This window comes from Hyphomonas oceanitis SCH89 (assembly GCF_000685295.1).
Classification (GTDB): Bacteria; Pseudomonadota; Alphaproteobacteria; order Caulobacterales; family Hyphomonadaceae; genus Hyphomonas; species Hyphomonas oceanitis.
In genome coordinates, this window is record NZ_ARYL01000013.1 from 17,880 (window position 1) to 43,413 (window position 25,534).

The 25,534-nt window shown below is 61.3% G+C and carries 23 protein-coding genes; 13 read left to right on the forward strand and 10 right to left on the reverse strand.

Annotated elements, in window-relative coordinates; translation table 11 throughout:
* Nucleotides 1-50: 50 nt before the first annotated feature.
* Complete coding sequence (locus HOC_RS09760) at nucleotides 51-1,406, reverse strand: glycosyltransferase family 2 protein (RefSeq protein WP_162174822.1); 1,356 nt, start codon at nucleotides 1,404-1,406, stop codon at nucleotides 51-53.
* Nucleotides 1,407-1,650: 244 nt separating this feature from the next.
* Between HOC_RS09760 and HOC_RS09765 the strand changes: the two genes are divergently transcribed.
* The 3 genes from HOC_RS09765 to HOC_RS09775 all read left to right on the forward strand — a co-directional run bounded on the left by HOC_RS09765 (nucleotide 1,651) and on the right by HOC_RS09775 (nucleotide 4,038).
* On the forward strand, nucleotides 1,651-3,225 hold the full coding sequence (locus tag HOC_RS09765; protein WP_241766970.1) for an FAD-binding domain-containing protein: 1,575 nt from the start codon (nucleotides 1,651-1,653) through the stop codon (nucleotides 3,223-3,225).
* A gap of 232 nt (nucleotides 3,226-3,457) precedes the next feature.
* Complete coding sequence (locus HOC_RS22145; protein WP_156950445.1) at nucleotides 3,458-3,640, forward strand: hypothetical protein; 183 nt, start codon at nucleotides 3,458-3,460, stop codon at nucleotides 3,638-3,640.
* A gap of 86 nt (nucleotides 3,641-3,726) precedes the next feature.
* Nucleotides 3,727-4,038, forward strand: a complete 312-nt coding sequence (locus HOC_RS09775) for a UrcA family protein (protein ID WP_035538005.1) — start codon at nucleotides 3,727-3,729, stop codon at nucleotides 4,036-4,038.
* Between the two features lie 125 nt (nucleotides 4,039-4,163).
* On the opposite strand, the gene HOC_RS09780 is transcribed toward HOC_RS09775, so the two are convergent.
* Nucleotides 4,164-4,691 (reverse strand): SixA phosphatase family protein, encoded by a 528-nt coding sequence (locus HOC_RS09780; protein ID WP_035538006.1) that lies wholly within the window; start codon nucleotides 4,689-4,691, stop codon nucleotides 4,164-4,166.
* Between the two features lie 128 nt (nucleotides 4,692-4,819).
* Here HOC_RS09780 and HOC_RS09785 point away from each other — a divergent pair, with 128 nt between their 5' ends.
* From HOC_RS09785 to HOC_RS09800, 4 genes are all read left to right on the forward strand, one after another.
* Entirely contained in the window at nucleotides 4,820-5,458 is a 639-nt protein-coding gene (locus HOC_RS09785; RefSeq protein WP_035538007.1) for a peroxiredoxin, read from the forward strand.
* A gap of 182 nt (nucleotides 5,459-5,640) precedes the next feature.
* Nucleotides 5,641-6,780, forward strand: a complete 1,140-nt coding sequence (locus HOC_RS21190) for a dipeptidase (protein WP_162174823.1) — start codon at nucleotides 5,641-5,643, stop codon at nucleotides 6,778-6,780.
* Between the two features lie 117 nt (nucleotides 6,781-6,897).
* Complete coding sequence (locus HOC_RS09795) at nucleotides 6,898-7,914, forward strand: NAD-dependent epimerase/dehydratase family protein (protein ID WP_035538009.1); 1,017 nt, start codon at nucleotides 6,898-6,900, stop codon at nucleotides 7,912-7,914.
* 46 nt (nucleotides 7,915-7,960) lie between these two features.
* On the forward strand, nucleotides 7,961-8,212 hold the full coding sequence (locus HOC_RS09800) for a DUF3297 family protein (protein ID WP_035538011.1): 252 nt from the start codon (nucleotides 7,961-7,963) through the stop codon (nucleotides 8,210-8,212).
* A 10-nt stretch (nucleotides 8,213-8,222) separates the two neighbouring features.
* On the opposite strand, the gene HOC_RS09805 is transcribed toward HOC_RS09800, so the two are convergent.
* On the reverse strand, nucleotides 8,223-9,107 hold the full coding sequence (locus HOC_RS09805) for a branched-chain amino acid aminotransferase (protein ID WP_035538013.1): 885 nt from the start codon (nucleotides 9,105-9,107) through the stop codon (nucleotides 8,223-8,225).
* Nucleotides 9,108-9,161: 54 nt separating this feature from the next.
* Between HOC_RS09805 and HOC_RS09810 the strand changes: the two genes are divergently transcribed.
* The 5 genes from HOC_RS09810 (at nucleotide 9,162) to HOC_RS09830 (ending at nucleotide 14,974) form a co-directional block, all read left to right on the forward strand.
* Nucleotides 9,162-9,626 carry a MarR family winged helix-turn-helix transcriptional regulator gene (locus tag HOC_RS09810; RefSeq protein WP_051624711.1) on the forward strand — a complete coding sequence of 155 codons (465 nt, stop codon included), beginning with the start codon at nucleotides 9,162-9,164 and terminating at the stop codon, nucleotides 9,624-9,626.
* Nucleotides 9,627-9,633: 7 nt separating this feature from the next.
* The gene (locus tag HOC_RS09815; protein WP_035538014.1) at nucleotides 9,634-10,314 is read left to right on the forward strand and encodes a response regulator; all 681 of its coding nucleotides are present in this window, start codon (nucleotides 9,634-9,636) and stop codon (nucleotides 10,312-10,314) included.
* A 10-nt stretch (nucleotides 10,315-10,324) separates the two neighbouring features.
* Nucleotides 10,325-11,617, forward strand: a complete 1,293-nt coding sequence (locus HOC_RS09820; protein WP_035538015.1) for an ATP-binding protein — start codon at nucleotides 10,325-10,327, stop codon at nucleotides 11,615-11,617.
* Nucleotides 11,618-11,674: 57 nt separating this feature from the next.
* Nucleotides 11,675-13,225 carry a bifunctional GNAT family N-acetyltransferase/carbon-nitrogen hydrolase family protein gene (locus HOC_RS09825; RefSeq protein WP_035538016.1) on the forward strand — a complete coding sequence of 517 codons (1,551 nt, stop codon included), beginning with the start codon at nucleotides 11,675-11,677 and terminating at the stop codon, nucleotides 13,223-13,225.
* A 96-nt stretch (nucleotides 13,226-13,321) separates the two neighbouring features.
* Nucleotides 13,322-14,974: an ATP-binding protein gene (locus HOC_RS09830; RefSeq protein ID WP_051624713.1), complete on the forward strand. Its 1,653-nt coding sequence runs from the start codon at nucleotides 13,322-13,324 to the stop codon at nucleotides 14,972-14,974.
* Nucleotides 14,975-14,985: 11 nt separating this feature from the next.
* On the opposite strand, the gene HOC_RS09835 is transcribed toward HOC_RS09830, so the two are convergent.
* The 3 genes from HOC_RS09835 to HOC_RS09845 are packed head-to-tail and all read right to left on the reverse strand — an operon-like array spanning nucleotide 14,986 to nucleotide 16,502.
* Nucleotides 14,986-15,279 carry a 4a-hydroxytetrahydrobiopterin dehydratase gene (locus HOC_RS09835; RefSeq protein WP_035538017.1) on the reverse strand — a complete coding sequence of 98 codons (294 nt, stop codon included), beginning with the start codon at nucleotides 15,277-15,279 and terminating at the stop codon, nucleotides 14,986-14,988.
* 4 nt (nucleotides 15,280-15,283) lie between these two features.
* Nucleotides 15,284-15,865, reverse strand: a complete 582-nt coding sequence (locus tag HOC_RS09840; protein WP_035538019.1) for a hypothetical protein — start codon at nucleotides 15,863-15,865, stop codon at nucleotides 15,284-15,286.
* Nucleotides 15,852-16,502, reverse strand: coding sequence for an HAD-IA family hydrolase (locus tag HOC_RS09845; protein WP_035538021.1), 651 nt, complete (start codon nucleotides 16,500-16,502; stop codon nucleotides 15,852-15,854). The genes HOC_RS09840 and HOC_RS09845 overlap by 14 nt, the downstream gene beginning before the upstream one ends.
* Nucleotides 16,503-16,607: 105 nt before the next feature.
* Here HOC_RS09845 and HOC_RS09850 point away from each other — a divergent pair, with 105 nt between their 5' ends.
* Nucleotides 16,608-17,525 carry an SDR family NAD(P)-dependent oxidoreductase gene (locus HOC_RS09850; protein ID WP_035538022.1) on the forward strand — a complete coding sequence of 306 codons (918 nt, stop codon included), beginning with the start codon at nucleotides 16,608-16,610 and terminating at the stop codon, nucleotides 17,523-17,525.
* 20 nt (nucleotides 17,526-17,545) lie between these two features.
* Here the strand turns inward: HOC_RS09850 and mtgA are convergent, their stop codons facing one another.
* The 4 genes from mtgA to HOC_RS09870 form a co-directional block, all read right to left on the reverse strand.
* On the reverse strand, nucleotides 17,546-18,622 hold the full coding sequence (mtgA, locus tag HOC_RS09855; protein ID WP_084146244.1) for a monofunctional biosynthetic peptidoglycan transglycosylase: 1,077 nt from the start codon (nucleotides 18,620-18,622) through the stop codon (nucleotides 17,546-17,548).
* Nucleotides 18,619-19,758 (reverse strand): tRNA epoxyqueuosine(34) reductase QueG, encoded by a 1,140-nt coding sequence (queG, locus tag HOC_RS09860; RefSeq protein ID WP_035538024.1) that lies wholly within the window; start codon nucleotides 19,756-19,758, stop codon nucleotides 18,619-18,621. The genes mtgA and queG overlap by 4 nt, the downstream gene beginning before the upstream one ends.
* Entirely contained in the window at nucleotides 19,739-20,413 is a 675-nt protein-coding gene (locus HOC_RS09865; protein ID WP_035538026.1) for a glutathione S-transferase family protein, read from the reverse strand. Before HOC_RS09865 ends, queG begins: the two co-directional genes overlap by 20 nt.
* 98 nt (nucleotides 20,414-20,511) lie before the next feature.
* On the reverse strand, nucleotides 20,512-25,236 hold the full coding sequence (locus HOC_RS09870; protein ID WP_035538027.1) for an NAD-glutamate dehydrogenase: 4,725 nt from the start codon (nucleotides 25,234-25,236) through the stop codon (nucleotides 20,512-20,514).
* Between the last annotated feature and the right edge of the window lie 298 nt (nucleotides 25,237-25,534).

A 25,534-nucleotide genomic window follows, 5' to 3' on the forward strand; every position in this document is an offset into this window, starting at 1 on the left:
CCCCGAGCCCGCCCGCCAAGCCTGACGCAGCGGAAAAGTCATGGCGGCGGTCAGACCACAGGGGCGTCGTGCGGTGTCTTGGCCCAGAAATGGGGCTGGTGCCACAGACCATAGAGCGCGCGCGCCATGGCAATCGACTGGAGTGGCCAGTAGACTGGCGATGTCAGCGCAGCCGCAATCGCCCCTGCCCCGTCCCTGCGCGGCGCCGCGAGTCCCGTCGCAATGCCAATGATATAAGACACCACCATCAGGCACGTTCCCAATGTGCCGAGATGCAAGCCGGGCGCAAGCAGACAGACAAGACACCAGAGCGCCCATGGTCCATGCACCAGCGCCGACAGGATCGCCGCGCCGAGCGTCAGCTGCATCGACAGGAACCCACCCCAACCCATCTCGCGAGCCGCGCTCAACGGCGTGCGCATAAGCACAAGCCAGGTCTGAAGGAAGCCTTTCAGCCACCGTGAACGCTGCGCCAGCCAGACAGAGGCATGCCTTGGCGGTGCTTCCAGTGTCGGCGGAGAAATCACGCCCACACGGGCCCCACACCGCGCAAGCCGCAGGCCGAGGTCTGCGTCCTCCGTTACATTCCACGCGTCCCATCCACCGGCCTCGACCAGTTTCGACCGTTTGAAATGGTTGCTCGTTCCGCCAAGCGCGATCGGCAGGCCATAATTTGCCAGCGCAGGCAGGACACGGCCGAACTGGATGGCATATTCAAGCGCCCACTGGCGCGAGAGCCAGTTGCCGTGCTCGGGCACGCCAATAAGGGGCGCCTGGACACAGGCAAGGGTCGCTGGACCGACCGCGAAGGCGCGCGCAGCGGTCCGCAACTGGTCCGGGTCTGGTCGGTCCTCGGCATCATAGACGACCACATAGGCGCCGCGCGCCCGTTCAAGACCGTAATTCAGCGCCCGCGGCTTGGTGCGTGGCAGACCGGTCGGCAGTACGAGCAGTTCTGTTCCCTGAGGCCACGCCTCTGCCAGCAATGCTGTGCGCGTTGCCTCATCGCCTGTCTCGATAAGCAATTTAAGATCAAGCCTGTCAGCAGGATAGTCGAGCCCACGCATCGCTCTGGAAAGCTGGCCAGCACTCCCGGCTTCATCCTTCAGGGCAATCAGGATCGTATAGATCGGCAAGAGGACATCCACTGCCGGAACAGGCGAGCGGCGCGATGGCAGGAAACAGCCCGTAGCGACAAGCCATACGCGAAAAGCGAGGATAAGACCGAACAAGCCGAGCCCGGCCAGCATCAGGGCCTGGAGAAGCAGGCCAGGTGCCAGAAGGCCACAAATCCCCGCCGCAATGGCGCCGCGTCGGAAGACCTGAACCTGAGGCTGCGTCAGCGCAGACATGGCCGACTGGCCCGGAAAAGCCTGCGCAAAGCCGAGCGCAGCGCGCTCCGCCATGTCGGGATCCGGCGCCGGCTGGGGCAATTCCCCATGCCGGATCGCCTCCCCCTGCCCCGAGAAGATGAACCCATCCGCACCCATGGTAGCAGAAAAGACCTGTGGATAACTTTGGGCTACGAACCAGAAGTTGAAATCGTTTCGATTCCGAAACGATCCATTTACCAAAATGCCGAAACATCCGCCCGATGAAGAAAACACTTGAGTGATTGCTTGGATGTTCTATATTTGTTCCATAAGCAATATGCATGTCATCTGGTTCAAACGGGACCTCCGGGTCCACGATCACGCGCCTCTCCTCGCAGCAGTGGCCAGCGGCGCCCCTGTGTTGCCGCTGTATATATTTGAGCCCGAATTCTGGGCCCTGCCGGAGCATTCCGGCCGTCAGTTCGATTTCGTGATGGAGAGCCTTCGCAGCCTCGATGAAGCACTGAAGGCGCGCGGATCGGCGCTATGCATTCGTGTCGGCGACGCCAATCAGGTTTTTGCGGACCTTCACAAGCGGCACGGCCTGGCCGCGATCCATGCGCATGAGGAAATCGGCCTGCAATGGAGTTTCGACCGGGATCGCGCCGTCCAGCGCTGGGCGCTCAAGGCGGGCATTGCCCTGCGCGAACAGCCTCAGCACGGGGTCATGCGCCGCCGTCAGGGAGCTGGCGATGGCTGGCTTCGGCAATGGGAAGCCTGGATGCTAGCGCCACGGGCCAAGGCTCCCGACGCGATACAGCCTGCAAATGTGCCGGCAGGAGAATGGCCTGAGGCCGATGACTTTCGCCTGAAACCGGATACCTGCCCCGGGCGTCAGCCCGGCGGACGCGCAGAAGGGGTGGAATTGCTGCGTTCATTCATAGCTTCGCGCGGGCGACGCTATCGCACGGCCATGGACAGCCCCCAATCGGCAGAAGGCGCCTGTTCTCGCCTCTCCCCTCATTTCACATTTGGCACCGTGTCGATCCGCGAAGCCTATCAGGGCGCCATGCGGGCACGAGCCGAACTTCAGCTGGACGGCGATTCCACCTTTGCCGCGTCGCTCGACAGTTTCCTGTCGCGCCTGCAATGGCATTGCCATTTTCTGCAAAGACTTAGCGACCAGACCACGCTCAACAGCCGGAACCTTCATGTCGAGGCAGACGGCCTGCGCGACAGGGTGAGCGATGCTGATCCCCGCCTGGAGGCCTGGATCAGCGGCCGTACCGGCTTCCCCTTTTTGGATGCGTGCATGCGCGCGCTCAACGAGACCGGCTGGCTGAACCATCGCATGCGCGCAATGGTCATGGCATTTGCCGCACAGCACCTCTGGATGGATTGGCATCAACCGGCAGCACGCCTCGCGGCGCTGTTCACGGATTTCGAAGCCGGGATCCATTATCCGCAGGCGCAAAAGCAGGCCGGTGTGCGGGGCACTGGCATTCCGCGCATCTATAATCCGGTCAAGCAGTCCGTCGATCACGACCGCGACGGGGATTTCATTCGCCGCTGGGTGCCGGAACTCTCGGGCCTTTCTGCCGCGCATATCCATGCCCCCTGGGATGCACCGAAAGCGGAGCTGGCTAGAGCCGGCATCGTGCTCGGACAGACCTATCCCATGCGGATCGTCGACCATATGGCAGCAGCGAGGGAAGCGCGCGACCGGATTTATGCTGGCCAGGGAGCCCCACATCCTAACAGGCAAGCGAAACCTGACCGGCCGGAATGGGCGGCTGACCGTCCGCTTCCGCCTTCACAGCGCGCTCGTCCCCAGACAAGCGCGTCTCAGCAGCTCACTTTTGACCTGCAGATGCCAGCCCCGGCCGGGGCCCAGGCGTCTCCGCACGCCTAACCCCCTTTTCTCCAGGATTTTTTCGAATGATTCGCTTGCAAGAAGCCTTGTAGGGCGTCTAAACCCTCTCCATATCGAAAAACAACGAGGCGCAAGACCTTATAAAAGCTACAATTTATTCTTTTTCGATAAATTATTATTGCTTTTCGATAATTCTAGTCCTATCTTGATCGTGTCGACGGCGGAATGGTCCGCACCAGACAAACACATCAAGCAAGAAGGACTAAAGAAAATGACCCCCCGCCCCCGTCTCAACGACGTCGAAACCACTGCCCCTGCCGCTGAGATGGCTCGCGCCATCCTGACAGGTGCGGCAACGGTCATGGCCCACCCGGCCAATGATGTCACACGTGGGGGTCGGCCTGGACTGCTTGTCCGTCGTCGCCGCCGGCTTACCCGCCGCGAAGCGCACTAACATCCCCGCTCTCTCCCCTCCGGCGCTGCGCTGCCCGCAGCGCCGACTTCCCCGAACTCCAAAATCAAAAAGAAGGATATATACACATGAAACGCTCCCTGATCGCCGCCGCCCTCGCCGCATCACTCATCGCCGCACCGGCTTTCGCTTCAAGTGACACATTCGACATGGCCATCTCGTACGACCGCGATGCCGCGGCCACGCCGGAAGGCGCCAAAGCCCAGTACAAAGTGATCCATGCGCAAATCGAAGATCGCTGCGAAGCCGAACATTCCGACCTGAAGCTCGGCCAGACATTCGCCGTCACGATTTGCACGGTCCGCACCATGGACAAGGCCATCAAGTCCATCGCTAGCCCGCAACTGACGCAAGTTCATGCCGCCAGAAAGGCAGGCTGAACGACGAAAAGGAGCTGGCCTCACCGGCGAGCGCTGCCTCTTTCCCCCTGAAAACGCTCGTCTGCAGCTCCTTGCGCCATCCTGTCCCTCTCCAAGGCAGGGTGGCGCACTCGCGTATCAGCGGATCAGGCGAGGCCTGTCTCTCGAAAGTCTCGCGCGCGCATTACATCCGTGAGGCGGAAATGTACCGGCAGGAAAGGCCCGTTCTCATCTGACTCAAACAGCGCCGCGCAGGCGGTCGGGAATTTCTCCGCAAGCCGTTCGGAACTCTCATGATCGCTGCTGCCGCCATCGCGCATCAGGTTAAGGGCAAAGTCATGCAGGCCCGGATTGTGCCCAATCACCATCAGCGTCGTCGCACCGTCATTCTGGCGCACAGCCTCAAGGATGCCCCGCTGGCCTGACAGGTAAAGCGCTTCCATCGGGCGAACGCGCTCGCCTTCCACCACTTGGGCAACTTCTGAACAGGTCTCCCGCGCCCGGCGTGCGGTCGAGACGAGGATCCGCTCCGGGCTCCAGCCACGCGCAACGATCTCTTCGGCCACGCGGCGCGCATCCGCATGCCCCTGCTCGGTCAGCGCGCGACCGAAATCGTCAATGCCTTCCGTCCAGGGTTCGGTCTTGGCATGACGCATCAGGATAAGGCGTTTCATGTGCGCTGTGTGCTCGCTCTGCCGGGACCATTAGAAAAACTGATCGACACATTCAGGTGTCGCGCATTGGTTCTATAGCCCTTAGGCACCATTTCTGGTCCAGAAATCAAGTGATAGGAGTTTGAATTATGAGCCTTCTGATTGGCGATGTCGCCCCGGACTTTGAAGCGGATACCACGGAAGGCCGGATCAAGTTTCATGAATGGGCCGGTGATGACTGGGTGATTTTCTTCTCCCACCCGGCGGATTTCACGCCGGTCTGCACAACCGAGCTCGGCTATACAGCCAAGCTGAAGGACGAATTTGCCAAGCGCGGGGCCAAGGCGCTGGTCGTGTCGGTTGATAGCGTGGAAGATCACAAGCGCTGGATCGAGGATATCAACGAGACCCAGAACACCAGTGTCCAGTTTCCGATCATTGCCGACACTGAGCGCAAGGTCGCCACACTGTACAACATGATTCACCCGAACGCTGACGCGAAAGTCACGGTGCGCGCGGTCTATGTGATTGACCCCAAAAAGAAAATTCGCGCCTCGATCGTCTACCCGCCAAGCGCAGGTCGCAATTTCGATGAAATCCTGCGCTTGCTCGACAGCCTGCAACTGACCGACGGCCATAAGGTGGCGACACCGGTGAACTGGCAGCAAGGCGAGGATGTGATCATCGTTCCGTCGCTGACCGATCCGGAAGAAATCAAGCGCCTCTTCCCGAAAGGCTACAAAGCCGTGAAGCCCTACCTGCGCTACACGCCGCAGCCCGAGAAATAGCACCACTTTCCAACGACGAGACACTGTAGAACCCCTATCCCAATCCCGCCTCGAACCCATTTGTCCAAATGGTTTCGGGGCGGCGACTCGGTATATGCGTCACAACGCCAAGACCTCCTGACTTGACCCCGTGCCCGGCCTCGCCGCTATTGCGCGGAAACCGGGAGTTCATGATGGGAAAAATGACGAGACGCGCGCTACTGGCAGGCGGCGCAGCAGTAATCGCAGCGGGGGCCTATGGCGCCTACGCATGGCGCAAGCGGCCAGACGCTGCGCCGCTCGGCTTCGACCTGACAGATGAAGAGCTTGCACGCGGCGCCGCCTTCCTGGACGCAAACCCCGCCCTCGATGCCCATGCCCATCCGGGACGCACATTCCTGCGGGACGCCAGCGGCCTCTCCCCCATGATGAAGGCTTATGCGGCCAAGGGCATATTCGAGCGGCGCACTGTGAACGACATGACTGAAGGCGGTCTGGCGGGCGCGAGTTTTGCGGCCGTTTCAGACATAAATGTGCTCAGCCCGACGAAAACAGGCATTGCCGAAAGCCGCCCCTTCGAGCCGGGCGAGGCTTGGGCGAGCTACAAGACCCAGATCACGAACCTGAAGAAACTGGCCAGCGACGGCCTGGTCACACCTTTTTCTGCGCCCGGCGACATCGACATGGTTCGTGCATCCGGTAAGCCGGGCGCCATATGGAGTGTCGAAGGCGCCGACTTTTTGGAAGGCTCCAGCGACCGCTTGGCTGAAGCCAAAGCGGACGGCGTGCAGTCGATCACGCTGATGCATTATCGCGCCAACGAGATCAGCGAGCCGATGACGGAATCGGAGGATGACAGCGCGCTTTCCCTCGCAGGCGAGGCAATCGTACGCGAAATGAACCGGCTCGGCCTATTGATCGACCTCGCGCATATGCCGGAAAAGGCAGCCCGCCGCGCGCTGGAGCTTTCAGACAGCCCAGTCATGTTCTCGCACACGCATATCAAGACGCCGGAACTTGACCATCCCCGTTTCATCTCCGCCGACCTTGCCCGCGAAGTTGCGGCAACGGGCGGCGTGGTCGGGGCCTGGCCGAGCGGCATCGGCATCAGCGACCTGGCCGGTTATGCCGACCGGATTTTTACGCTGATTGATGCGGTCGGCATCGACCATGTCTGCATGGGCACTGACATGGACGGCAATTACAAACCGGTCTTCGACGATTACCGCCGCCTGCCGGACCTGACAGGCCTCCTGCTGAAGCGCGGAATGGGCGAGACGGAAGCGGCGCAGTTCTTAGGCGGAAACCTGCTGCGTGTCTGGGGACAGAGCGTGGCGGCCTAGCGGGGCAGAGCAAATCAGAGGCGACCAGGACGAGGGTGGTTTAAGGTCTCCTTCGCTCTTATCTGGTGAGAACTTGCTGGCGTCGGCCAGCACACGTTTCAGAAGGAGCCTTCCATCATGTCCACGCCCGTACCCAACTATGACACAAGCGCCCCGGTTCTTGTCACGGGTGCGACGGGCTATGTGGCCGGCTGGCTTGTCAGTCGACTTTTAGACGAGGGCTTTTCGGTGCATGCCGCCGTGCGCGACCCGTCGAATACCGAGAAAACCGGACCGCTACAAAAGCTCGCCGATGCCAAGCCCGGCACGATCCGTTTCTTCAAGGCCGACCTTCTTGAGCCCGGCAGCTATGCCGAAGCCATGCAGGGCTGCGCCGTGGTGTTTCATACCGCCTCGCCCTTCACGGTAAATGTGGCCGACCCCCAACGCGACTTGGTTGATCCGGCGCTCAAGGGCACGCGCAACGTCCTGGACTCAGCCAATGCAATCGACAGCGTGAGGCGCGTCGTCGTCACCAGCTCCTGCGCGGCCATCTATGGCGTGATCGAGGACGTGGCCAAGGCTTCGGGCGGCGTGCTGACGGAAGATGACTGGAACACATCATCTTCCCTCACCGTGACGCCCTACAATTATTCAAAAACATTGGCCGAGCGTGCGGCCTGGGACATGGCGGGCGCGCAGGACCGCTGGAAACTGGTCGTGATCAATCCAGCCCTCGTGCTTGGGCCCGGCATCAATCCGGACCAAACGTCAGAATCCTTCAACTATATCAAGGCCTTTGGTAACGGCGCCATGAAGGATGGAGCGCCACCGCGCGAGATCGGCATGGTCGATGTGAAGGACGTGGCAGAGGCGCACATGATGGCAGGCTTCGTACCCGAGGCTGAAGGGCGCCATATCACGTTCGCCGAGGCGCACGACTTTCTCTATATCGCGAATGTCCTTCGCGAGCGGTTTGGCGATGACTGGCCCTTCCCCACGAAAGACGCGCCCTCCGACGGGCCGAAACTGCCCTGGAAGGCCGACAATTCAAAGTCGCGCCGCGCGCTTGGCCTCACCTACCATCCCGTGAGCGACGCGATTGCGGACATGTTCGCCCAGCAGGTGGAAGCGGGCGCCATTGCGCGGCCCTGAAACAGGCTCTTGAGTCAGGCCGAGCTACGAGGCAAAGAACATTCCCATGACAGACACACTCCCCGACCGCCTGAGCGTCAATCCGAAAAGCCCCTATTATAACGAGGCCCTGCTGCTGCGCGGCGTGGGCATCCGTTTCAAGGGTGAAGAGAAAAACAATGTCGAGGAGTATTGCATCTCCGAAGGCTGGATCCGCGTGTCCGCCGGCAAAGCCGTCGACCGCAAGGGCAACCCGCTGACAATGCTGCTGAAAGGCCCCGTCGAGGCCTGGATCAAGGACGAACCAGCCGAAGGCTGAACCTCGCGCCCTAGAGCGCGAGTTCCATCTTGCCGTTCACGAGCTGCGTATAATCATCCACCAATGCGTGGCTGATCGTGGCCGGCTTGTAGACGTGTGCCCCGATTTCAGCGACCGGCGTGATCTCCGCTGCGCTGCCCGTGATGAAGCATTCGGAGAAGGTCGCCAGCTCGTCCGGCATGATGGCGCGTTCGATAACCTCGATCTGGCGCGCCTGGGCGAGCTTGATCGTGGTCTGGCGCGTGAGGCCGTTGAGGAAACAATCCGGCGTCGGGGTGTGCAGGACATTGTCGCGTACAAAAAAGATGTTCGCGCCCGTCGCCTCGGCGACCTGGCCGCGATAGTCGAGCATCAGCGCGTCGGCATAGCCGGCCTTTTCAGCCGCATGCTTGGAGAGCGTACAGATCATGTATAGGCCAGCGGCCTTGGCGTGGCAGGGCGCGGTATCCGGGGCCGGACGGCGCCATTCGGCGTGCGTCAGGCGGATGCCCTTCATCTTGTCGGCAAAATAATCGCCCCACGACCACACGGCCACAGCGAGGTGGATCGTGTTGTTCTGAGCTGAAACGCCCATCATCTCGGAGCCACGCCAAGCGACCGCACGGACATAGGCGCTGTCGAGACCGGACTTTGCCAGCGCTTCGCGCTTGGCTTCTTCCAGCTGTTCAACGGTAAACGGAATTTCGAAACCCATGATGCGGGCTGAATTATGCAGGCGCTTGGAATGGTCCAGCGAGCGGAAAATCTTGCCGCCATAGGCGCGCTCGCCCTCGAACACAGCCGAGGCATAGTGCAGTGCATGCGTCAGGATATGTACCTTGCTATCACGCCAGGCGACGAATTCGCCGTCCATCCAGATATACCCGTCACGGTCGTCATAGGGGATACTTGCCATGGATTTCAGCGCTCCTCGCTTGCACTTTTTCTGTATTCGCGTTCATTTCAGACTATGGCCCCTGACGTCAACCTGAACCGACCGTTCGATCCGCGCCTTTTCCTTATGGATCAGGAGCTGGATCGCGGTGTCGGCCTCCTTATGGCGGGGGGGCGCGAACTCCTTTCTGCAGCAGAAACCGCGCGCAAGAAAGCAGGGCTAAGCAAGCCAGAGATGCAAATTCTCATATCTATCCGCTATGAGCCGGGCCGGACTGTCAGCGAAATGCGCGACTCTGTTGGCATGACAGTGCCAACTTTCGCGCGCCTCATCGGTGCGCTGGACACGCGCGGCCTGATCGAGCGCGAACGCGAAGAACGTGACGGTCGGCGCCGGACGCTCGTCCTGTCGGATGCAGGTATCACCCTCACCACGCCGATTGCCATCGTGCTCCGCGAGCGCCTCAGGCTCGCTTTCCGCGCGGCGGGGCCGGACGCGGTGGCCGGCATGCGTCTCGCTCTCGAAGCGTTGGCGAAGTGACACGGCGATGAAGGAACCGGCCCATATCCTTGTCGTCGATGACGATGACCGCATTCGCGACCTTCTAAAGCGCTTCCTCTCGCGCGAAGGGCACCGCGTGACGGCGGCGGGCGACGCAGCGGCGGCACGGCGCCTTCTGGCCACGATGGAATTCGATCTCGCCATTCTCGATGTGATGATGCCGGGCGAGGATGGCCTCTCCCTGCTCGCCGCAATCCGCGCAGGCCGCGAGAAGGAAACACCGGTCATGCTGCTGACGGCGCGCGGCGAGGCGTCAGACCGGATTGGCGGACTGAAACTTGGCGCGGACGACTATTTGCCGAAGCCATTCGAGCCAGAGGAACTGGCCCTGCGCTGCGCCGCAATCCTGCGCCGATCGCATAAGGATGTGCCGCCGGAAGAAGTCGAGATGTCGGGCCTTGTCTTCAACGCAGCGCGCGGTGAGCTGCGCGAGGGCGACAAGCGCATCCGCCTGACCGACGCCGAGCTCCAGCTGCTGACCATACTCGCCGCACACGCGGGCGAACCGGTCAGCCGCGAGGAACTCGCCTCGCTGACATCTGCAGGCATGGAGCGTTCAGTGGATGTGCAGGTGACGCGTCTGCGCCGGAAGATCGAGCCCAATCCGCGTGAGCCCGTGCATATCCAGACAGTGCGCGGTGTCGGTTACCGCCTGATGCCGGATTGAGGCGCACGTTATGGCACGTCTGAGAGATATCACACCGCGCGGCCTTTATGCGCGCAGCCTCCTGATGGTGGTGGCGCCGGTCGTGCTGATCCTCGCGCTGATGACCTGGTATTACTATGACAGCCACCTCGCCGAGGTGAACCGCAAGCTGGCGCAGGCAATTGCCCGCGACGCAGCCCAGATCCAGTCATTTTGCGATGCGCGCCCCGATACGCTTTTCACGAAAGAGAAACTCCAGCGCGATCTGGACATGACGTTTACGTGTGATTATGCGGACCCGGCGGATGGCAGCCCTCGCCTTATTCACAGTTTTGCTTATGGAAAGACGCTGACCGAAGAGCTCACGATCCGGCTCGGCGTGCCGGTCGATGTCAGCGTCGATCCGCGCACAATGCTGCACTTCCGCTTTCCGTCAGGTAGCGGCACAGCCGAAATCCTGATCGAGCGGAAGCGGGCGCTGGTCGTGAACTCGCACTTCTTCATTGTCTGGGTGATCGCCTCTTCCCTCTTGATGCTTGCACTGGCTGTTGCCTTCCTGAACCAGCAGGTGCGGTCCATCCTGCGCCTGTCGGAAGCTGCGCGGGCCTTCGGCCGGGGACGTGACGCACCGGGCTTCCGCCCGTCCGGGGCGACCGAAGTACGCGACGCCGCCCGTGCGCTACTCGACATGAAAAGCCGCCTGACCGCCTTTGCAGATCAGCGCTCAGCCATGCTGGCCGGCGTCAGTCACGATCTACGCACGCCCCTGACACGCCTGAAACTGTCCCTCGCCATGATGGAACAGTCGGAAGATCTTGCAGCCGCTCAGTCGGACCTTGATGACATGGCCATGATGCTCGACGAGTATCTGACCTTCGCCCGAGGCGAGGAAGGCGACGAACCTATGGCGCTGGACCTCGCCGAGCTCGTGCGCGAGGCCGCTGCTGGATTCGGAGCCCATGTACCGGTTGTCGGACCGACTTCAATCTCGGCCACCGGCCGACCGCTAGCGCTGAAGCGCGCCATCAACAACCTGATTTCCAATGCCGTAAAATATGCGACCGATGTGCGGGTCACCGTGCTCGATGGTCCGCATGCCGCCGAAGTCCATGTCGACGATAATGGTCCCGGCATTGCGCCTGAGAGACGCGAAGAAGCCTTCCGTCCCTTCTCCCGTCTTGATGAAGCGCGTACGCAAAACACGTCGGGCACAGGGCTGGGACTTACGCTTGCGCGGGACACGGCAAGAGCGCATGGAGGCGATCTGCGCCTGTCTGACAGCGTCCTTGGTGGGTTGCGAGCCAGCCTGCGACTGCCGCATTAACTGGAACTTTCCAGGACACCGCCCATATTGTAGCCCTTCCCCCAATCCGGAGCCTCCATGACGAATTCTGCCGCCAAACTGATTGTCCGCAACGCAAAGCCCGCTGATGTGAGCGCGATGATCGACTTGTCGGAGCGAATTTACGGCACCGGCATGGGCTATACCCGAGACAATCTGCTCGGCCATATTAACCGCTTCCCCGAAGGTCAGTTCGTCGCCGAATATGAAGGCAAGATCGTCGGCCATGCGGCGACGTTCATGATCAAATCCGAGGTCGCCTTCGCGCCGCACACGTGGGACGAGATTACCGGTGTCGGCTTTGCTGCGCGTCATGATGTCGAGGGCGACGTTCTATATGGCATGGATGTCGGCGTTGACCCTGACTTCCGCCGCCTTCGGATCGGCCAGCGGTTCTATCGTGTGCGTCAGGAACTTTGCCAGTATCTCGAGCTCAAGGGTATCGTGTTCGGCGGACGCATGCCGGGCTATGCCCGCCGCGCCAAGGAATATCCCAACCCGGCCGACTATGTCGCCGCCGTCGTTGCTTCCAAGCTGAAAGACCAGGTTATCACGTTCCAGCTGCGCCAGGGCTTTGAGCCTATCGGTGTGCTGAAGAACTACCTGCCCGGCGACGCAGCTTCGATGAACCATGCCACCCACATGTTCTGGAAGAACCCGCTTGCACAGGAAGAGATCAAGGCGAAAGCGAGCCTCGGCAATACCGACCTGCCTGAAAGCGTACGCATCACCACCGTGCAGTTCCAGATGCGCCGCATACAGTCGATTGACGAGTTTGAGACGCAAGTGGAATACTTCGTCGATATCGCGTCCGACTACAGGTCGGACTTTGTCGTCTTCCCGGAACTGTTCACGCTGCAATTACTATCGCTTGAGCAAAAGCCACTCGGGCCGATGGAAGCCATCGAGAAAATCTCGGAATATACGCAGCGCTATATCGCCTTCATGGAGAAGCTGGCTGTCTCCTACAATATCAACATCATTGGCGGCTCGCACCCGAGCAAGATGGAAAATGGCGACATTCTCAACGTCTCCTACATCTTCCTGCGGGATGGTTCGGTGCATACCCAGCAGAAGCTCCATCCCACACCTTCGGAGCGCCGCTGGTGGAACATCCAGGGCGGCAAGGGCAACACGGTGATCCAGACCGATTGCGGCCCGATCGGTGTGATGATCTGCTATGACAGCGAGTTCCCCGAACAGGCCCGCCACTTGGTCGATCAAGGCGCCCTGCTACTGTTCGTACCCTTCTGCACCGATGAGCGGCGCGGATATCTGCGCGTGCGCTATTGCTGTCAGGCCCGGGCGGTCGAGAACCAGTGCTATGTCGTCATGTCCGGCGTGGTGGGCAACCTGCCAAACGTCGAGAACATGGACATTCACTATGCTGAGAGCTGCATCCTGACGCCATCTGACTTCCCCTTCTCACGCGACGGGGTTGCCGCAGATACGCCAGCCAATACAGAGACCGTTGCCCTGGCCGATCTCTCGCTCTCGGATCTGCTGACGGCACGCCAGTCGGGCGCCGTGCAAAATCTGAAGGACCGCCGGTTCGATCTCTACCAGGTGGCCTGGAAAAAGGGCGGCTAAACCCGTTCGGGTTTATATCCGGCGCGGATTTTACATTCCCTACATAAATGCCCACTAGGCTGGGGGTTTGGGGGAATGGACAGGCCAAGATGCAGGATGAAAACAATATCCCTGCCGAAAGGGCGTGGCTGGCACTCGACCAGCTGCAGGGGGGGCTTCATCGTCTATCGGCCCGACGGCACGCTTCGGTACGCCAACAAGGCGGCCCGCGAACACTGGCCTGTTCTCTATTCCAGCATGGACGACGGCATCTCGTTTCACGATTCTGTCGCGCGCCAGATCCGCAGCCTTTTCCCGCGCCTGAACGAGGCCACTTTTCAGGTGCGCCACACCATCGTCATGGACGCGATCCGCAAGTGCAAGGACCTTGATATGGTCACGGCCACAGGCCGGCACGTCGTGACCAGCCATTCGCACCTCGATGATGGCCATATCATTGGCGTGACGCATGATGTAACCGACCTTGTCCAGCGTGAGATTTCACTCAATGCCGCGCGCCGCCACGCGCTTATGGCCAGCGAGGCAAAATCGGAATTCCTGGCTTCGATGAGCCACGAAATACGCACACCACTGAATGGCATTATCGGCATGGCCGAGGGTCTGCGTCATCGCGCGCTGGGAACCGAAGAAGCGGAAATGGTCGACACGATTGTCGAGAGTTCACATACGCTTCTCCTCCTGCTCAATGACATCCTCGACCTTTCGCGGATCGAGGCGGGTCGGCTGGAAATCACCCCGGTCGTCGAAAATGTCCGCAACAGGATTTCCTGGATCGAGCGCAATTACAGGCCGCTTGCCGAGCAAAAGGGTCTCTCCCTCAAGGTCGTCTTTGATCCGAAACTGCCGGAGCATCTTGCGATCGACACGACGCGCGTGCGCCAGTGCATCGACAACCTTCTCACGAATGCTCTCAAGTTCACCAAGGAGGGTGGCGTCACGCTCGCCGTGATGGCTGGCGACATGTCACGAGATGGACGGATTGCCATAAGTGTCCATGTTTCAGACACCGGAATAGGCATCAGCGAGGAGCAACGCAGCAGGCTGTTCCAGAACTTCCAGCAGGCGGACTCCTCTACTACACGCGAATATGGCGGCTCCGGCCTCGGTCTCGCCATATCCCGCAAGCTGGCCCAGCTCATGGGCGGTGATGTCACATGCGTCAGCAAGCTCGGTGAAGGATCGATCTTTACCTTCTCGTTCGAGGCCCGCGTTGCCGATGCACCGCGTAAAGTGACCAAGTCAGTATCGGGCATGGCCGATCGTGAAGTGGACCTCCTGAAAGGCGTACGGGCGCTCGTCGTGGATGACAACACGATCAACCGCCGGGTGGCGCGCATTGTTCTGGAGCCGCTGGGCGTCATCGTGACCGATGTGCCGAGCGGCAAGGACGCGCTAGCCCATCTCTCCAGCGAGACCTTCGATATCGTCCTGCTGGATGCGCATATGCCGAACATGGACGGCCCGGAAGTGCTGCGGCGAATCCGTGACAGCCGCGAGCGCTGGAGCGACATTCCCGTGATTGCGCTCACCGCTGATGCCATGAATGGCGACCGGGAACGCTACCTGAAGATGGGCATGGATGACTATGTCGCCAAGCCGATCATAGAGCATGACCTCATGGCGGCGCTGACGCGTGTACATGAAAAGAAGGGAATAAGGCGCCTGGACCCGGCGCAGGCTCTGACAGACCTTTCCGATCATGACATCACCTCCTCAGACAACACTCGCAAGGCTGCCGTCGGAAGCTGATACGCTCGCGCTCAGCCCAGCTTGTCGGCCAAGGCGTCCATGTATCCGGCAAGCTCGACATCCTTTGAGGAAACGCCGTCCACGTCATGCGTTGTAAGGGTCACTTCGACCTTGTTGTATACATTGAACCATTCAGGGTGGTGATCCATCCCGTCAGCCTTGATTGCCGTACCAGTCATGAAGGCCCAGGCCGTCTTGAAGTCGGTGAATTTGTAGGTTTTCTCGATCACGTCGCGGTCGCCTTTGCCTTGCGCCCAGCCCGTGAGTTGTTCCAGTGCGGCGCGCGCGCCTATCTTGCCTGACATATTTTCATTCCTCTCCATCAAGTCCGAGCACGAAATAGACCCAGCGGCCATCTTCCGCGATAGCGGTGCGCATGCCCGGATAGCCCTTGCCGGCGCGTATCAAGTCAATCCCGTCATCACCGATGAGTTCCCGCAATTCCTTGCGCTCCTGAAAGGAGAGTTTCTCAGGGATAAGTTCATTGGCATCGCGCGCGGCAAGTGAGGGCCACACATACCAGCGCTCCCCGTCGACCATTCTCACACCTGGTGACTGATCCAGCAGTTCGCGCAGTTTCAGGTTCGGGTCCAGACCGGTGCGTCGCAGCAAGTCCCAGAACTCCTGATGGGGCTGACCATTGAAATTGGAAATGAACCCATCGCTCTGGTCTGCAAGGCGCGCCAGTCGGGTGAGCGACCCCTGCGCCGCATATCTCAGCAATAGCTCGCGTGTGTCGCTCACGGTCTCCGTCAGGTCGACCGAGACGGCAGGCTGCGGAGACTGCGTCAGGCTCTCGTCGGGGATCGCCGGCTCTGGTGCGTCCACGCCCTGGCCGCACCCGGCGAGGGCGAGCGTCGCCGCCGCGACGAACGCCTTACGCCAGCACATAGCCGGTGGCGGCCTCAAGATCGGCCAGCAACTGGTTTTCGCCGAGCACCTTGATTGTTGTCATTCCCATCTGGCGGGCGGGCTTGAGGTTGATGCCGAGATCATCGAGATAGACGCAATCGACCGGGTCCACGTCCAGCGCTTCGCACATCAGCGCATAGATGCGCGGATCAGGCTTGCGGATGCCGAGCTTCGAGCTTTCGATGACATGGTCGAACATGGCGAAGACTTTTTCCAGATCAGCCGCCTTCTGGGCGTCATTCGTCATTGAGGCCCCCTTCCCGATCGGCGCGTTGTTCGTGATGCAGCCGACCTTGCCCTTGGCCTTGCAAACTTTGAGCGCTTCCACGACGCGTGGACGCAAGCTGCCGGACAGGAGGGACAAGACGTCGCGGCCCGGTACTTCGTGGCCGAGGGCCGCAGATTCCGTCCGGAACATCCCATCGAAACCGGCGGCGTCCACTTCGCTGCGCTCAAGCAAGGCCCATGCGTTTTCCAGCGGATTCACGGCATTTACCGAGCGGATAAAGTCCTTTGGAAGGCCTTTTTCTTCCTCGTAGCGGGTGAAGGCGTCGAAGGGAGAGGAGGTAAACACGCCCCCGAAATCCCAGATCACGGCTTTAAATGTCTTTGTCATGCCCCAGCCTTAGCCTTCCTCAATTCGCGTTTCAAACCTTGAACATTGCTTGGCGGTATCTAGGGTGCCCGTCAATCACATGGAAAATTCGGAGGATTAACAAAAATGGGCGTTCTTGACGGAAAAGTGGTGCTGGTCACCGGTGGCGGCAACGGTATCGGGCGTGAGACCGCCCTTCTGGCGGCCCGCGAAGGCGCCAAGGTCGTCGTCAACGATCTCGGCGGCAGCCTGACAGGTGGCGACGAAGGCGATGCCGGACCGGCCGAAAAGGTCGCGGCGGAAATCCGCGCGGCTGGCGGCGAGGCTGTGTCTAACTCCGAAAGCGTCACCGACATGAAAGCCGTGCAGGGCATGGTCGAACAAGCGAAGGACACCTACGGCACGCTGGACTCGATCATCAACCCGGCCGGCATCCTGCGTGACGGCATGTTCCACAAGATGAGCGAATCCGACTGGGACACCGTGATCGACGTTCACCTGCGCGGCAGCTTCAACGTCACCCGCGCCGCCGTGGAACTCTTCCGGGAAAAGGAAAGCGGCTCGTTCGTGCTGTTTACGTCCACGTCCGGCATCATCGGCAACATTGGTCAGGCGAACTATGCCGCCGCCAAGATGGGCATTGTGGGCCTCTCGCGCATCATCGCGATGGAAGGTGAGCGCAAGAACATCCGGTCCAACGTCATCGCGCCGTTTGCATGGACGCGCATGATTGCCTCCATCCCTGTAAAGGATGAGGCTGGCGCCCAGCGCGTCGAGCGGATCAAGAACTCCATGCGCGCAGACCAGGTGGCCCAGCTCGCCATCGCCCTCTGCGCCGACAAGGCGAAGACGGTGAGCGGCCAGATCTTCATCGTGCGCGGCAATGAGGTCATCCTCTGCGACCAGCCCCGCCCGATCAAATCCGTTGCCCGGATGGAAGGCTGGACGCCCGACAGCATCATCGATCAGGCCTTCCCCGCCATGCAGGGCAGCTTCTTCGATCTTGGCGCGTCGGCCAGCGTCTTCCCTTACGACCCGGTCTAGACCGCTTCAGGACAGCCTGCTTATTGCGGCGGGCTGTCCGGCTCCGGCTCAGGGTCCAGTCCCAAATCATTTCGCGGACGCAGGTCCGTCGGACCGCTCTCCTGCGGCGCAGCGGGTTCTGCGGGCGTTTCTTCCTGCGGTGCCGGCGCCAGGTCAGGCTCGCTAAACGGCTCTGGCTCTTCGGTCACCTCAGGTGCTGGCCGCGAGAAAGACTGGTCGGCGGCATCCAGCACATCGTTCAGCGGATCATCAGTCGCTACCGGCGCATCCGGTTGTGTTTCTTCCGGCTGCGGCTCGGGATCCGGCGGCAGGTCGGGCATCACTTCAGGTGCTGGCGCAGGTTGGCCCTTAACGGGCGGCAGCGCGGCCGGGCGCTCGTCACCGAAGACGCAGGCATCGAGCCCCTGGTTGCGCACCACGCGCATGCGCGCCTGCAGCGTGCCTGCCCGCTTGGAAACATAAGGCCCGGGTGGATCGACCCGCCACTTGTTCGGGCTGGGCAGCACAGCCGCCAGGAGCGCCGCTTCGCGCTCTGTCAGTTTCGAGGCTGGTTTGCCAAAGCGGGCCTGAGCCGCAGCCTCGGCGCCAAAGATACCGTCGCCCCATTCAGCCACGTTGAGATAGGCCTCCATGACGCGGCGCTTGCCCCACGTGTAGTCGATGAAGGTTGCCATCCACATGTCGCCGGCCTTGCGGGGGGCACCGCCGCCATTCCAGAAGAAGACGTTCTTGGCGGTCTGCTGGGTGATCGTGGAGGCGCCGCGCGCTTTACGACCGCGCTGGTATTCGTCAATGGCCTTCTCGATGGCTTCCGGATCGACGCCGTGATGCTCGCAGTAGCGGGTGTCTTCTGCAGCAATCACTGCACTAACAAGATAGGGCGAGATGTCTTCAAGCGGGGTAATGTCGCGGCGCAGGCTCTCACCGCCAATGGCGCGTTGGGCCATGAGTATTGTGCCTGGGACCGGCACGAACTTGAGTAGCAGTGCATAGACATGAAAGGCCACGAACAGGCCTGCGATGAGCTTTACAAGGCGGCCTAGCCATACGCGGACGGGCCCTTTTGAGTCCGTTCCGTGTCCGTTTGCGTAGGTCATGCTGCCCCTTCCCATTCCGCCAAGACGCCCGGATCGGTCTCTTCCGCCATCCGCGCGGCCTTCTCGGCCTCAAATCTGTCAGGATCAAGACGCGCGAGCGCCCAGATGGCTGCACCCCGAATGTCAGCCGCCTCATCGCCCAGCAAGCTGAGCAGCGATGGCACGAGGCGCACGTCTCCAGAATTACCGATAGCGACGCACACATTTCGCACGAAGCGGGTCCGGCCGCTACGCTTGATCGGTGAGCCGGAGAAGACTTCACGGAAGGTGGCATCATCCAGCGCGGCCAATTCGTCGAGGCCCGGTGTCTTCAGTTCAGCGCGGGCATGGAGCGCGGCTTCCGAGGCTGCCTCGGCAAACTTGTTCCACGGGCAGACGGCAAGGCAATCGTCGCAGCCATAGATGCGATTGCCCATCGCGGCGCGGAACTCGCGCGGGATGGGCCCGGCATGTTCGATGGTGAGGTAGGAAATGCAGCGGCGTGCATCGAGCTGGTACGGCGCCGGAAAGGCCTTGGTCGGGCAGGCATCAAGGCAGGCGCGGCAGGACCCGCAATGGTCTGTCTCTGTTGCATCAGGCTGCAACTCTGCCGCTGTCAGCATCACGCCGAGGAAGAACCACGAACCAAGCTCGCGGCTCACCAGATTTGTGTGCTTGCCTTGCCAGCCCATGCCCGCCTTGGCGGCGAGCGGCTTTTCCATCAAGGGGGCGGTATCGACGAAGACTTTCACTTCAGAGCCCGTCTCCGCCACGAAAGCGCGGGCAAGCTGTTTCAGGCGCGACTTGACGAGGTCGTGATAGTCCCTCCCCCGCGCATAGACGGAGATGTTTCCCACACTGCGTTCAGCCAGCAGCTCCATCGGGTCGATGCCGGGGCCATAGTTCAGCGCGACCACGACAGCTGATTTCGCCCCAGCCCACATGGCGGTGGGGGCCTTGCGTCGCTCAAGCGTGGTTTCCATCCATTCCATCTGGCCATGGCGACCGTCGGCAACGAAAACCTCAAGCCGTTCGCCTGCCGCCCATGGCTCATCGGCCCGCGTAATGCGAACGCTGTCGAAACCTATCGAACGCGCCGTGTCTTTGAGAAAGGCTTCGGGCGAACTGGCGAGGGGGTCAGAAGTCGAGATCGGCATAATGGGAGACAGGTCGCGTACCCTCGATCCGGTCGCTCAGCAACGGGCGGAAGCTGGGGCGGGACTTGATGCGCGCATACCATGTCTTGAGATCCGGTACCGCGTTCCATTCCACATCGCCGAAATAGTCGTAGGCCGAGAGGTGCGCCGCCGCGCAAAGATCAGCCAGCGACAGCGTACGGCCCGCCAGATAGCCGTTCATCTCGACCATGCCATTCAGGAAGGTGAGACGCCCGCGAAGGGCATGGGCGCCCCGGCGCAACTTTTCGGAATCCGGCTGGCGGTCGCGCCGCACCCATTGCATGACGCGCTCTGTCAGCAGCTTGTCGGTCACTTCCTCGCAGCCCGCCTCGACCCATGCCCAGAGGCGACGTGCCTCGGCGCGCTCGTTCTGGTCAGTTGGCAAGAGGGCGGGCGTTGGCTTGATCTCTTCCATCTGTTCGCAGATGGCCCGCGTACCGCAGGCGAAGAGACGCCCAGTAGGCAAGGTCTCGACCAAAGCCGGCGCAACGGCGCCATAGGCGAGCGCGGCCACATCGGGGTGCGGCGCCCAGGGCGTGGAGTCAAACAGTTCGAAGGCTTCGCCCTTCTCGGCGAGAACGAGGCGCACCAGCCGTCCGGCTGGATCAAGAGGCCAATGGTAGAGCCGTTTCATGGTCGCATACACTCACAACAGGCTGCCTGCGCCCGTCAAGCCAAGCCTTATCGGCCGCCGTCCCGCGCACTTCTGCCCTGTGTATAACTTGCCAGCCCTTACCGGCCCATGAATTGCCGCACAGCGTCTGTCGACAGGGTGAACTTTGCGAAGGACCAGTCCTTGCCCTTGGAGAGCGTGCCGAGCGTCGCGATAAGCTGCCGGCGTGCCTCGAGCTTGTCGGCGAGCCAGGCATCCGTGCCACCGGCTGCAATCGCATCACTTGCTGCAGTTGCCTGCAGCCGCACCAGTTCGCTGACCAGACGCCTGCCCGCTACGCGGTCCCAGTATCCAGCCTTTTCCAGCCCTTCCAATGCGCTGTCACGCAGGCGGTCGAGCCGCAGCGAGTCGCCGAGCGCATAGAAGGCAGAAGCCGCCTCTTCGACGCCAATGTCGGCTGTCTTTGCCAGATCAGTGACGACAAGGCCTTGCGCGAAGTTGCTCATGGCAGCCGCCCAGCGGGCAAGCGCTTCGGGTGCACCGCGCTTCATGAAGCCACGCGTCGCCCGTTCGATACGGGATGCCGGATACGGTGAGTGCACCGAAGCCAGCGCCGCCTTCAACTCATTCAGCGGTACGTGAGACTCGGCAACCGCGTCGCCCACACTCATGCCCGGGCGCATGCGGACAAACCATGTTGCCGCTTCATTCATCGCCTGCATGGCCTGCATGCGCAGGTCAATTTGCAGGTCTGCGGGCACAGTGTTGTCGAGGCTGTCGACTTCGCGGCGGAAGGCGTCAAAGTCGAGCACGGCGCGTGCCGCTTCCAGCCCGCGCACAGTCGCCGCGCTATCGCCGCCCGACATTTCGCGCAGGCGCAGCAGAGGCACTGGCCCAGCCATGTCGAGCGAGCGGTTAGCGATCACAGTTGCGATGATCTCCCGCTTCAGGCGGTGATTGCTGATCGCCTCGCCGTACGTGTCGATCGGGTGGGTAAAATAGGAGGTCAGCACGCTTTCGAAATACGGATCGTCGGGAATGTCGGAAGCCACCACGTCATCAATCAGCACGATCTTCGACCAGGCCAGAAGCACGGCGAGTTCGGGTCGGGTCAGGAACTGCCCCTGTTCCTGTCGTACACGCATCTGCGCCGAACTTGGCAGGCCTTCCAGTGGCCGGTTCAGCACGCCGCGTTCTTCAAGATAGACCATCAGGCGCTCAAGCGCTTCATGGTCGGCTGCGGCGCTCGCCTCGGCCAGCGACAGGGCGGCGGTCTGGTCGTAATTGTGGCGCAGGACGTGGGCGGCCACATCGTCCGTCATCTCGGCGAGCAGACCATTGCGGTCCTTCGCCTTTAGGGACTTGATACGGATCGCCTCGGCCGCGAGGATCTTGATATTGACCTCATGGTCGGAACTGTCGACGCCAGCCGAGTTGTCGATGGCATCGGTATTGATGCGTCCGCCATTCTGGGCAAACTCGATGCGGCCTGCCTGGGTGAGGCCAAGGTTCGCCCCTTCCCCGATGACTTTCGCCTTGAGGTCACGCCCGTTGACGCGGAAGGCGTCGCTCGAGCGGTCGCCCGCTTCGGCATGCGTTTCGTTACTGGCTTTTACATAGGTGCCGATACCGCCGAACCAGAGCAGGTCTGTCTCGGTTTTCAAGAGGGCGTGGATCAGCTCGTCCGGCGTGACGGCATCCTTGTTGACCCCCGTCATGGCCTTCATCTCATCGCTGAGCGGGATGGACTTGGCGGTGCGCGGGAAGATGCCGCCGCCCTTTGAGATCAGGCTTGTGTTGTAGTCGGACCAGCTGGAGCCCTGCATGTCGAACAGGCGCTGGCGATCGGCGAGGTTCTTGGCCGAGTCGCCCGGGTTCGGGTCGACGAAGATGTGCAGGTGGTTGAACGCGGCCATCAGGCGGATTTCCGGTGACAGAAGCATGCCGTTGCCGAACACGTCGCCGCTCATATCGCCGACGCCGATGACGGTGAAAGGCTCGGTCTGGATATCCTTGCCCATTTCGCGGAAGTGGCGTTTGACAGCTTCCCAGGCGCCGCGCGCCGTGATGCCCATTTTCTTGTGGTCGTAGCCGACAGAGCCACCGGATGCGAACGCATCGCCCAGCCATAAGCCGTGCGCTTCGCTGATCGCGTTGGCCGTGTCGGAAAAGGTCGCCGTACCCTTGTCGGCAGCGACAACGAGGTAGGGATCTTCGCCGTCCCAGATGACCGTATTTTGCGGATGGAGCACGTTTGCACCATCGAGATTGTCGGTCAGCTCCAGCAGTGCCGTGATGAACTGCTTGTAGGCATCGCGCCCGCTTTCGAACCAGGCATTGCGGTCAGACCGGTCGGCCAGCTGTTTCGGGAAGAAGCCGCCTTTCGAGCCAACCGGCACGATGACCGCGTTCTTGACCTGCTGTGCCTTCACAAGGCCCAGCACTTCGGTGCGGTAGTCCGCCGCGCGGTCCGACCAGCGCAGGCCGCCACGCGCCACCGGGCCGAAGCGCAGGTGCACGCCGTCGACCTGCGGGCTCGACATGAAGATTTCGCGGTAGGGCTTTGGATCTGGCAGGTCTTCCAGTTCGCGGCTCGCCACCTTGAAGCTGATGAAGGAGAGCGGGCGGCCGTCTGCGTCAGTCTGGTAGAAATTGGTCCGCTGCAGGGCAAAGATCAGGTCTGTCAGGTGCCGGAGGATCTGGTCGTCGGTCAGGGTGGCCACGTCTGCGAGCGCGGTTTCGATTGCCGAGCGTATTTCGGCCGTGGCAGCGCGGCGCGCATCGAGCCCTTCATAGGCTGACGGGTCGAACCGCGCGGCAAAGAGATCAAGCAAGAGGCGCACGATTTTGGGATGTGCAGCAAGTGCATCTTCCTGCACATCCTGCGGCTGGTCGAGGCCCGACTGGCGACGATAGGCTGAAAGTGCACGCATCAGGGCTGCTTCGCGCCAGCTGGCACCGGCACGGAGGACAAGGCGGTTGAAGCCATCATTCTCCGCAAGGCCGCTCCACACGGCTACAAAAGCGTCTTCAAATCCCCGCGCGAGTTTCTCGAGGTCTACGACATCGCCATTGACCGACTGCATGAACAGCGAGTGGATCCAGTAAGTGTCCGGGGCGTCAGCGGCGGGCTTTTCCGAAGGCCGAACCGGATAGCCGGTCTCGAAGTTCACGAACAGGCCCATGTTCTCGAACACAGGCACACAGCGTGAAAGCGGAATCGCACCCTTGCGCGCATAGATCTTCACACGGACGGCATCTTCGCCATCGCCCTCAAGCCGGAAGGCGCGGGCGAGGACCGGCGTGGTGGCGTGCAAGCCGGCCATCGTCATCACATCGCGCAGCGCCTCGGCGGGCAGGAAGGCTTCACGATAGGCTGCGTTGAAAGCGCCCAGGAAAGCACGACCGCCATCGCGGTCGGCGTCAGCGAGGGGACTCGCCATGATGGCTTCACGGAAGCCCTGATCCCAGGTACGGGCCAGCGCGGCAATCTCGCGTTCGAGTTCTGCGGCGTCGGGCTCGGGATGGTCGCGGTCGAGCGATATCTCGAAATGCACGCGCGCCAGCGGACCGGTATCGAAATAGGGTTGGAATTTCTCAAGCGTTCCATCATAGGCGCGCGTCAGCACGTCTGCGATACGTATACGCAAATTGGTGTCATAGGCTTCGCGTGGCACGAACACGATGGCCGTCACGAAGCGGTCGAACTGATCGGCGCGCAGGAAGAGGCGCGTGCGGGGACGGCCGACAAGGTGCATCGCGCCGACGATCATTGGCGTCAGGGTACGTGAATGCGTCTGGAACAGTTCGTCCCGCGGCCAGGTTTCCAGCAGGTTCGCGATTGTCTTTTCGGTATGGCCACCGGGCGTTGCGCCTGAGGCCGCGATCACTTTCTTCACGCGGCGCCGCACGAACGGAATGGAGCGCGCCGTTTCGTCATAGGCTTCAGCGGTGAAAAGGCCGAGGAAGCGAACCTCGCCATTCACCCTGCCCTCGGCATCGTATTTCTTGACGCCGATATAATCGCATTTCACGCGCCGGTGTACGCGGCTGACAAGGGTCGACTTGGCGACGAACATGGGGAACGGCTCGGCAAGCAGATCACCGATCTCGGGCGTGAGAACGAGCGGTTCGCTGTCAGGCGACAGCACATTGAGCTGCTCGTCACGCAGAATGCCGAGATTGGAGCCCTCCACCATGATCGGCTCTTCGGGCAGAACCTTGCCCTTTGCGTCCGTCTCGAAGCGATACTCGCGGCAGCCGACGAAGACGAAATGGTCCTCAAGCAGCCATTCAAGGAAGGCGATGGATTCGGCACGGTCGTCAGCGGCGTGATTTTGCTGCTCGGCAATGCTCCGGATTTCGGCCCGCATGCGCTCCTTCATCGGCTCGAAATCGCTGACAACCTGGCGCGTGTCGCTGAGTGTCATGCGCACGCTCTGGGTCAGGCGGGTGGCTTCGGCCGGCGTCATGGGAGGCAAATGAATCTGGATAACAGAAACGACCCGCCCGTCATCCATGGTCACAATCGGGTGAAACAGCGCTTTGACTTCATGGCCTTCGGCCGCGCACTCGGCCAGCAGCGAGTCCACGAGGAAGGGCATGTCGGGCCCGACCGCTTCGAGAACCGAGCGCTGCAACGTGCCGTTGGCGCCGACGGGATCCCGCAGGACGCGCGCATCCTGTGTGTCAGGCGCAACCTCGCTCCCCCAGTTCCAGAGGCCCTCTGCCAGAGCCATCAGATCAGCCTCTGTCAGGCCGGTCAGATCTTCGTTGCTGGATTCCAGTTTTACCTGCTTGAGCAATTGCTGAAGCGGGTCGACCTTGGACGGTGTTTGGGACATGGGATTTTCGCTCACTGGCAGTGAAGACTATCCAACCGGGTGTAACGTGCACCGGGACGACCTTCAATGGCCTGTTACAAATGGAACTTTCTGCGTCTCAGACAAATTCAAATCATGGCTGCCAAATAAGGCGGGCCCGCCGAACGGGGACGTGTCCGACGGGCCCTACAGGCGTTCCGCAGGCTGGGTGGGGGGACGCACGCGGAGGCCTGATCTCTTTATTTCGGCCCTTATCTTTGGAAGACAAGGGTTACCGCTGGTATTGCTACATTAAAAATCATGAAGAGATTACTGATAT

What these genes read in the sequence shown, in the direction of transcription:
- HOC_RS09810 (WP_051624711.1), top strand. Translation starts at nt 9,162, where the DNA reads ATGGCCCCTGACGTCAACCTGAACCGACCGTTCGATCCGCGCCTTTTC.
- HOC_RS09835 (WP_035538017.1), bottom strand. Translation starts at nt 15,279, where the DNA reads ATGTCAGGCAAGATAGGCGCGCGCGCCGCACTGGAACAACTCACGGGC.
- HOC_RS09870 (WP_035538027.1), bottom strand. Translation starts at nt 25,236, where the DNA reads ATGTCCCAAACACCGTCCAAGGTCGACCCGCTTCAGCAATTGCTCAAG.
- HOC_RS09845 (WP_035538021.1), bottom strand. Translation starts at nt 16,502, where the DNA reads ATGACAAAGACATTTAAAGCCGTGATCTGGGATTTCGGGGGCGTGTTT.
- HOC_RS09765 (WP_241766970.1), top strand. Translation starts at nt 1,651, where the DNA reads ATGCATGTCATCTGGTTCAAACGGGACCTCCGGGTCCACGATCACGCG.
- HOC_RS09780 (WP_035538006.1), bottom strand. Translation starts at nt 4,691, where the DNA reads ATGAAACGCCTTATCCTGATGCGTCATGCCAAGACCGAACCCTGGACG.
- HOC_RS09775 (WP_035538005.1), top strand. Translation starts at nt 3,727, where the DNA reads ATGAAACGCTCCCTGATCGCCGCCGCCCTCGCCGCATCACTCATCGCC.
- HOC_RS09825 (WP_035538016.1), top strand. Translation starts at nt 11,675, where the DNA reads ATGACGAATTCTGCCGCCAAACTGATTGTCCGCAACGCAAAGCCCGCT.
- HOC_RS09815 (WP_035538014.1), top strand. Translation starts at nt 9,634, where the DNA reads ATGAAGGAACCGGCCCATATCCTTGTCGTCGATGACGATGACCGCATT.
- HOC_RS09865 (WP_035538026.1), bottom strand. Translation starts at nt 20,413, where the DNA reads ATGAAACGGCTCTACCATTGGCCTCTTGATCCAGCCGGACGGCTGGTG.
- HOC_RS09785 (WP_035538007.1), top strand. Translation starts at nt 4,820, where the DNA reads ATGAGCCTTCTGATTGGCGATGTCGCCCCGGACTTTGAAGCGGATACC.
- HOC_RS09840 (WP_035538019.1), bottom strand. Translation starts at nt 15,865, where the DNA reads ATGTGCTGGCGTAAGGCGTTCGTCGCGGCGGCGACGCTCGCCCTCGCC.
- HOC_RS09820 (WP_035538015.1), top strand. Translation starts at nt 10,325, where the DNA reads ATGGCACGTCTGAGAGATATCACACCGCGCGGCCTTTATGCGCGCAGC.
- queG (WP_035538024.1), bottom strand. Translation starts at nt 19,758, where the DNA reads ATGCCGATCTCGACTTCTGACCCCCTCGCCAGTTCGCCCGAAGCCTTT.
- HOC_RS09830 (WP_051624713.1), top strand. Translation starts at nt 13,322, where the DNA reads ATGAAAACAATATCCCTGCCGAAAGGGCGTGGCTGGCACTCGACCAGC.
- HOC_RS09800 (WP_035538011.1), top strand. Translation starts at nt 7,961, where the DNA reads ATGACAGACACACTCCCCGACCGCCTGAGCGTCAATCCGAAAAGCCCC.
- HOC_RS21190 (WP_162174823.1), top strand. Translation starts at nt 5,641, where the DNA reads ATGACGAGACGCGCGCTACTGGCAGGCGGCGCAGCAGTAATCGCAGCG.
- HOC_RS09795 (WP_035538009.1), top strand. Translation starts at nt 6,898, where the DNA reads ATGTCCACGCCCGTACCCAACTATGACACAAGCGCCCCGGTTCTTGTC.
- HOC_RS09760 (WP_162174822.1), bottom strand. Translation starts at nt 1,406, where the DNA reads ATGGCGGAGCGCGCTGCGCTCGGCTTTGCGCAGGCTTTTCCGGGCCAG.
- HOC_RS22145 (WP_156950445.1), top strand. Translation starts at nt 3,458, where the DNA reads ATGACCCCCCGCCCCCGTCTCAACGACGTCGAAACCACTGCCCCTGCC.
- HOC_RS09850 (WP_035538022.1), top strand. Translation starts at nt 16,608, where the DNA reads ATGGGCGTTCTTGACGGAAAAGTGGTGCTGGTCACCGGTGGCGGCAAC.
- mtgA (WP_084146244.1), bottom strand. Translation starts at nt 18,622, where the DNA reads ATGACCTACGCAAACGGACACGGAACGGACTCAAAAGGGCCCGTCCGC.
- HOC_RS09805 (WP_035538013.1), bottom strand. Translation starts at nt 9,107, where the DNA reads ATGGCAAGTATCCCCTATGACGACCGTGACGGGTATATCTGGATGGAC.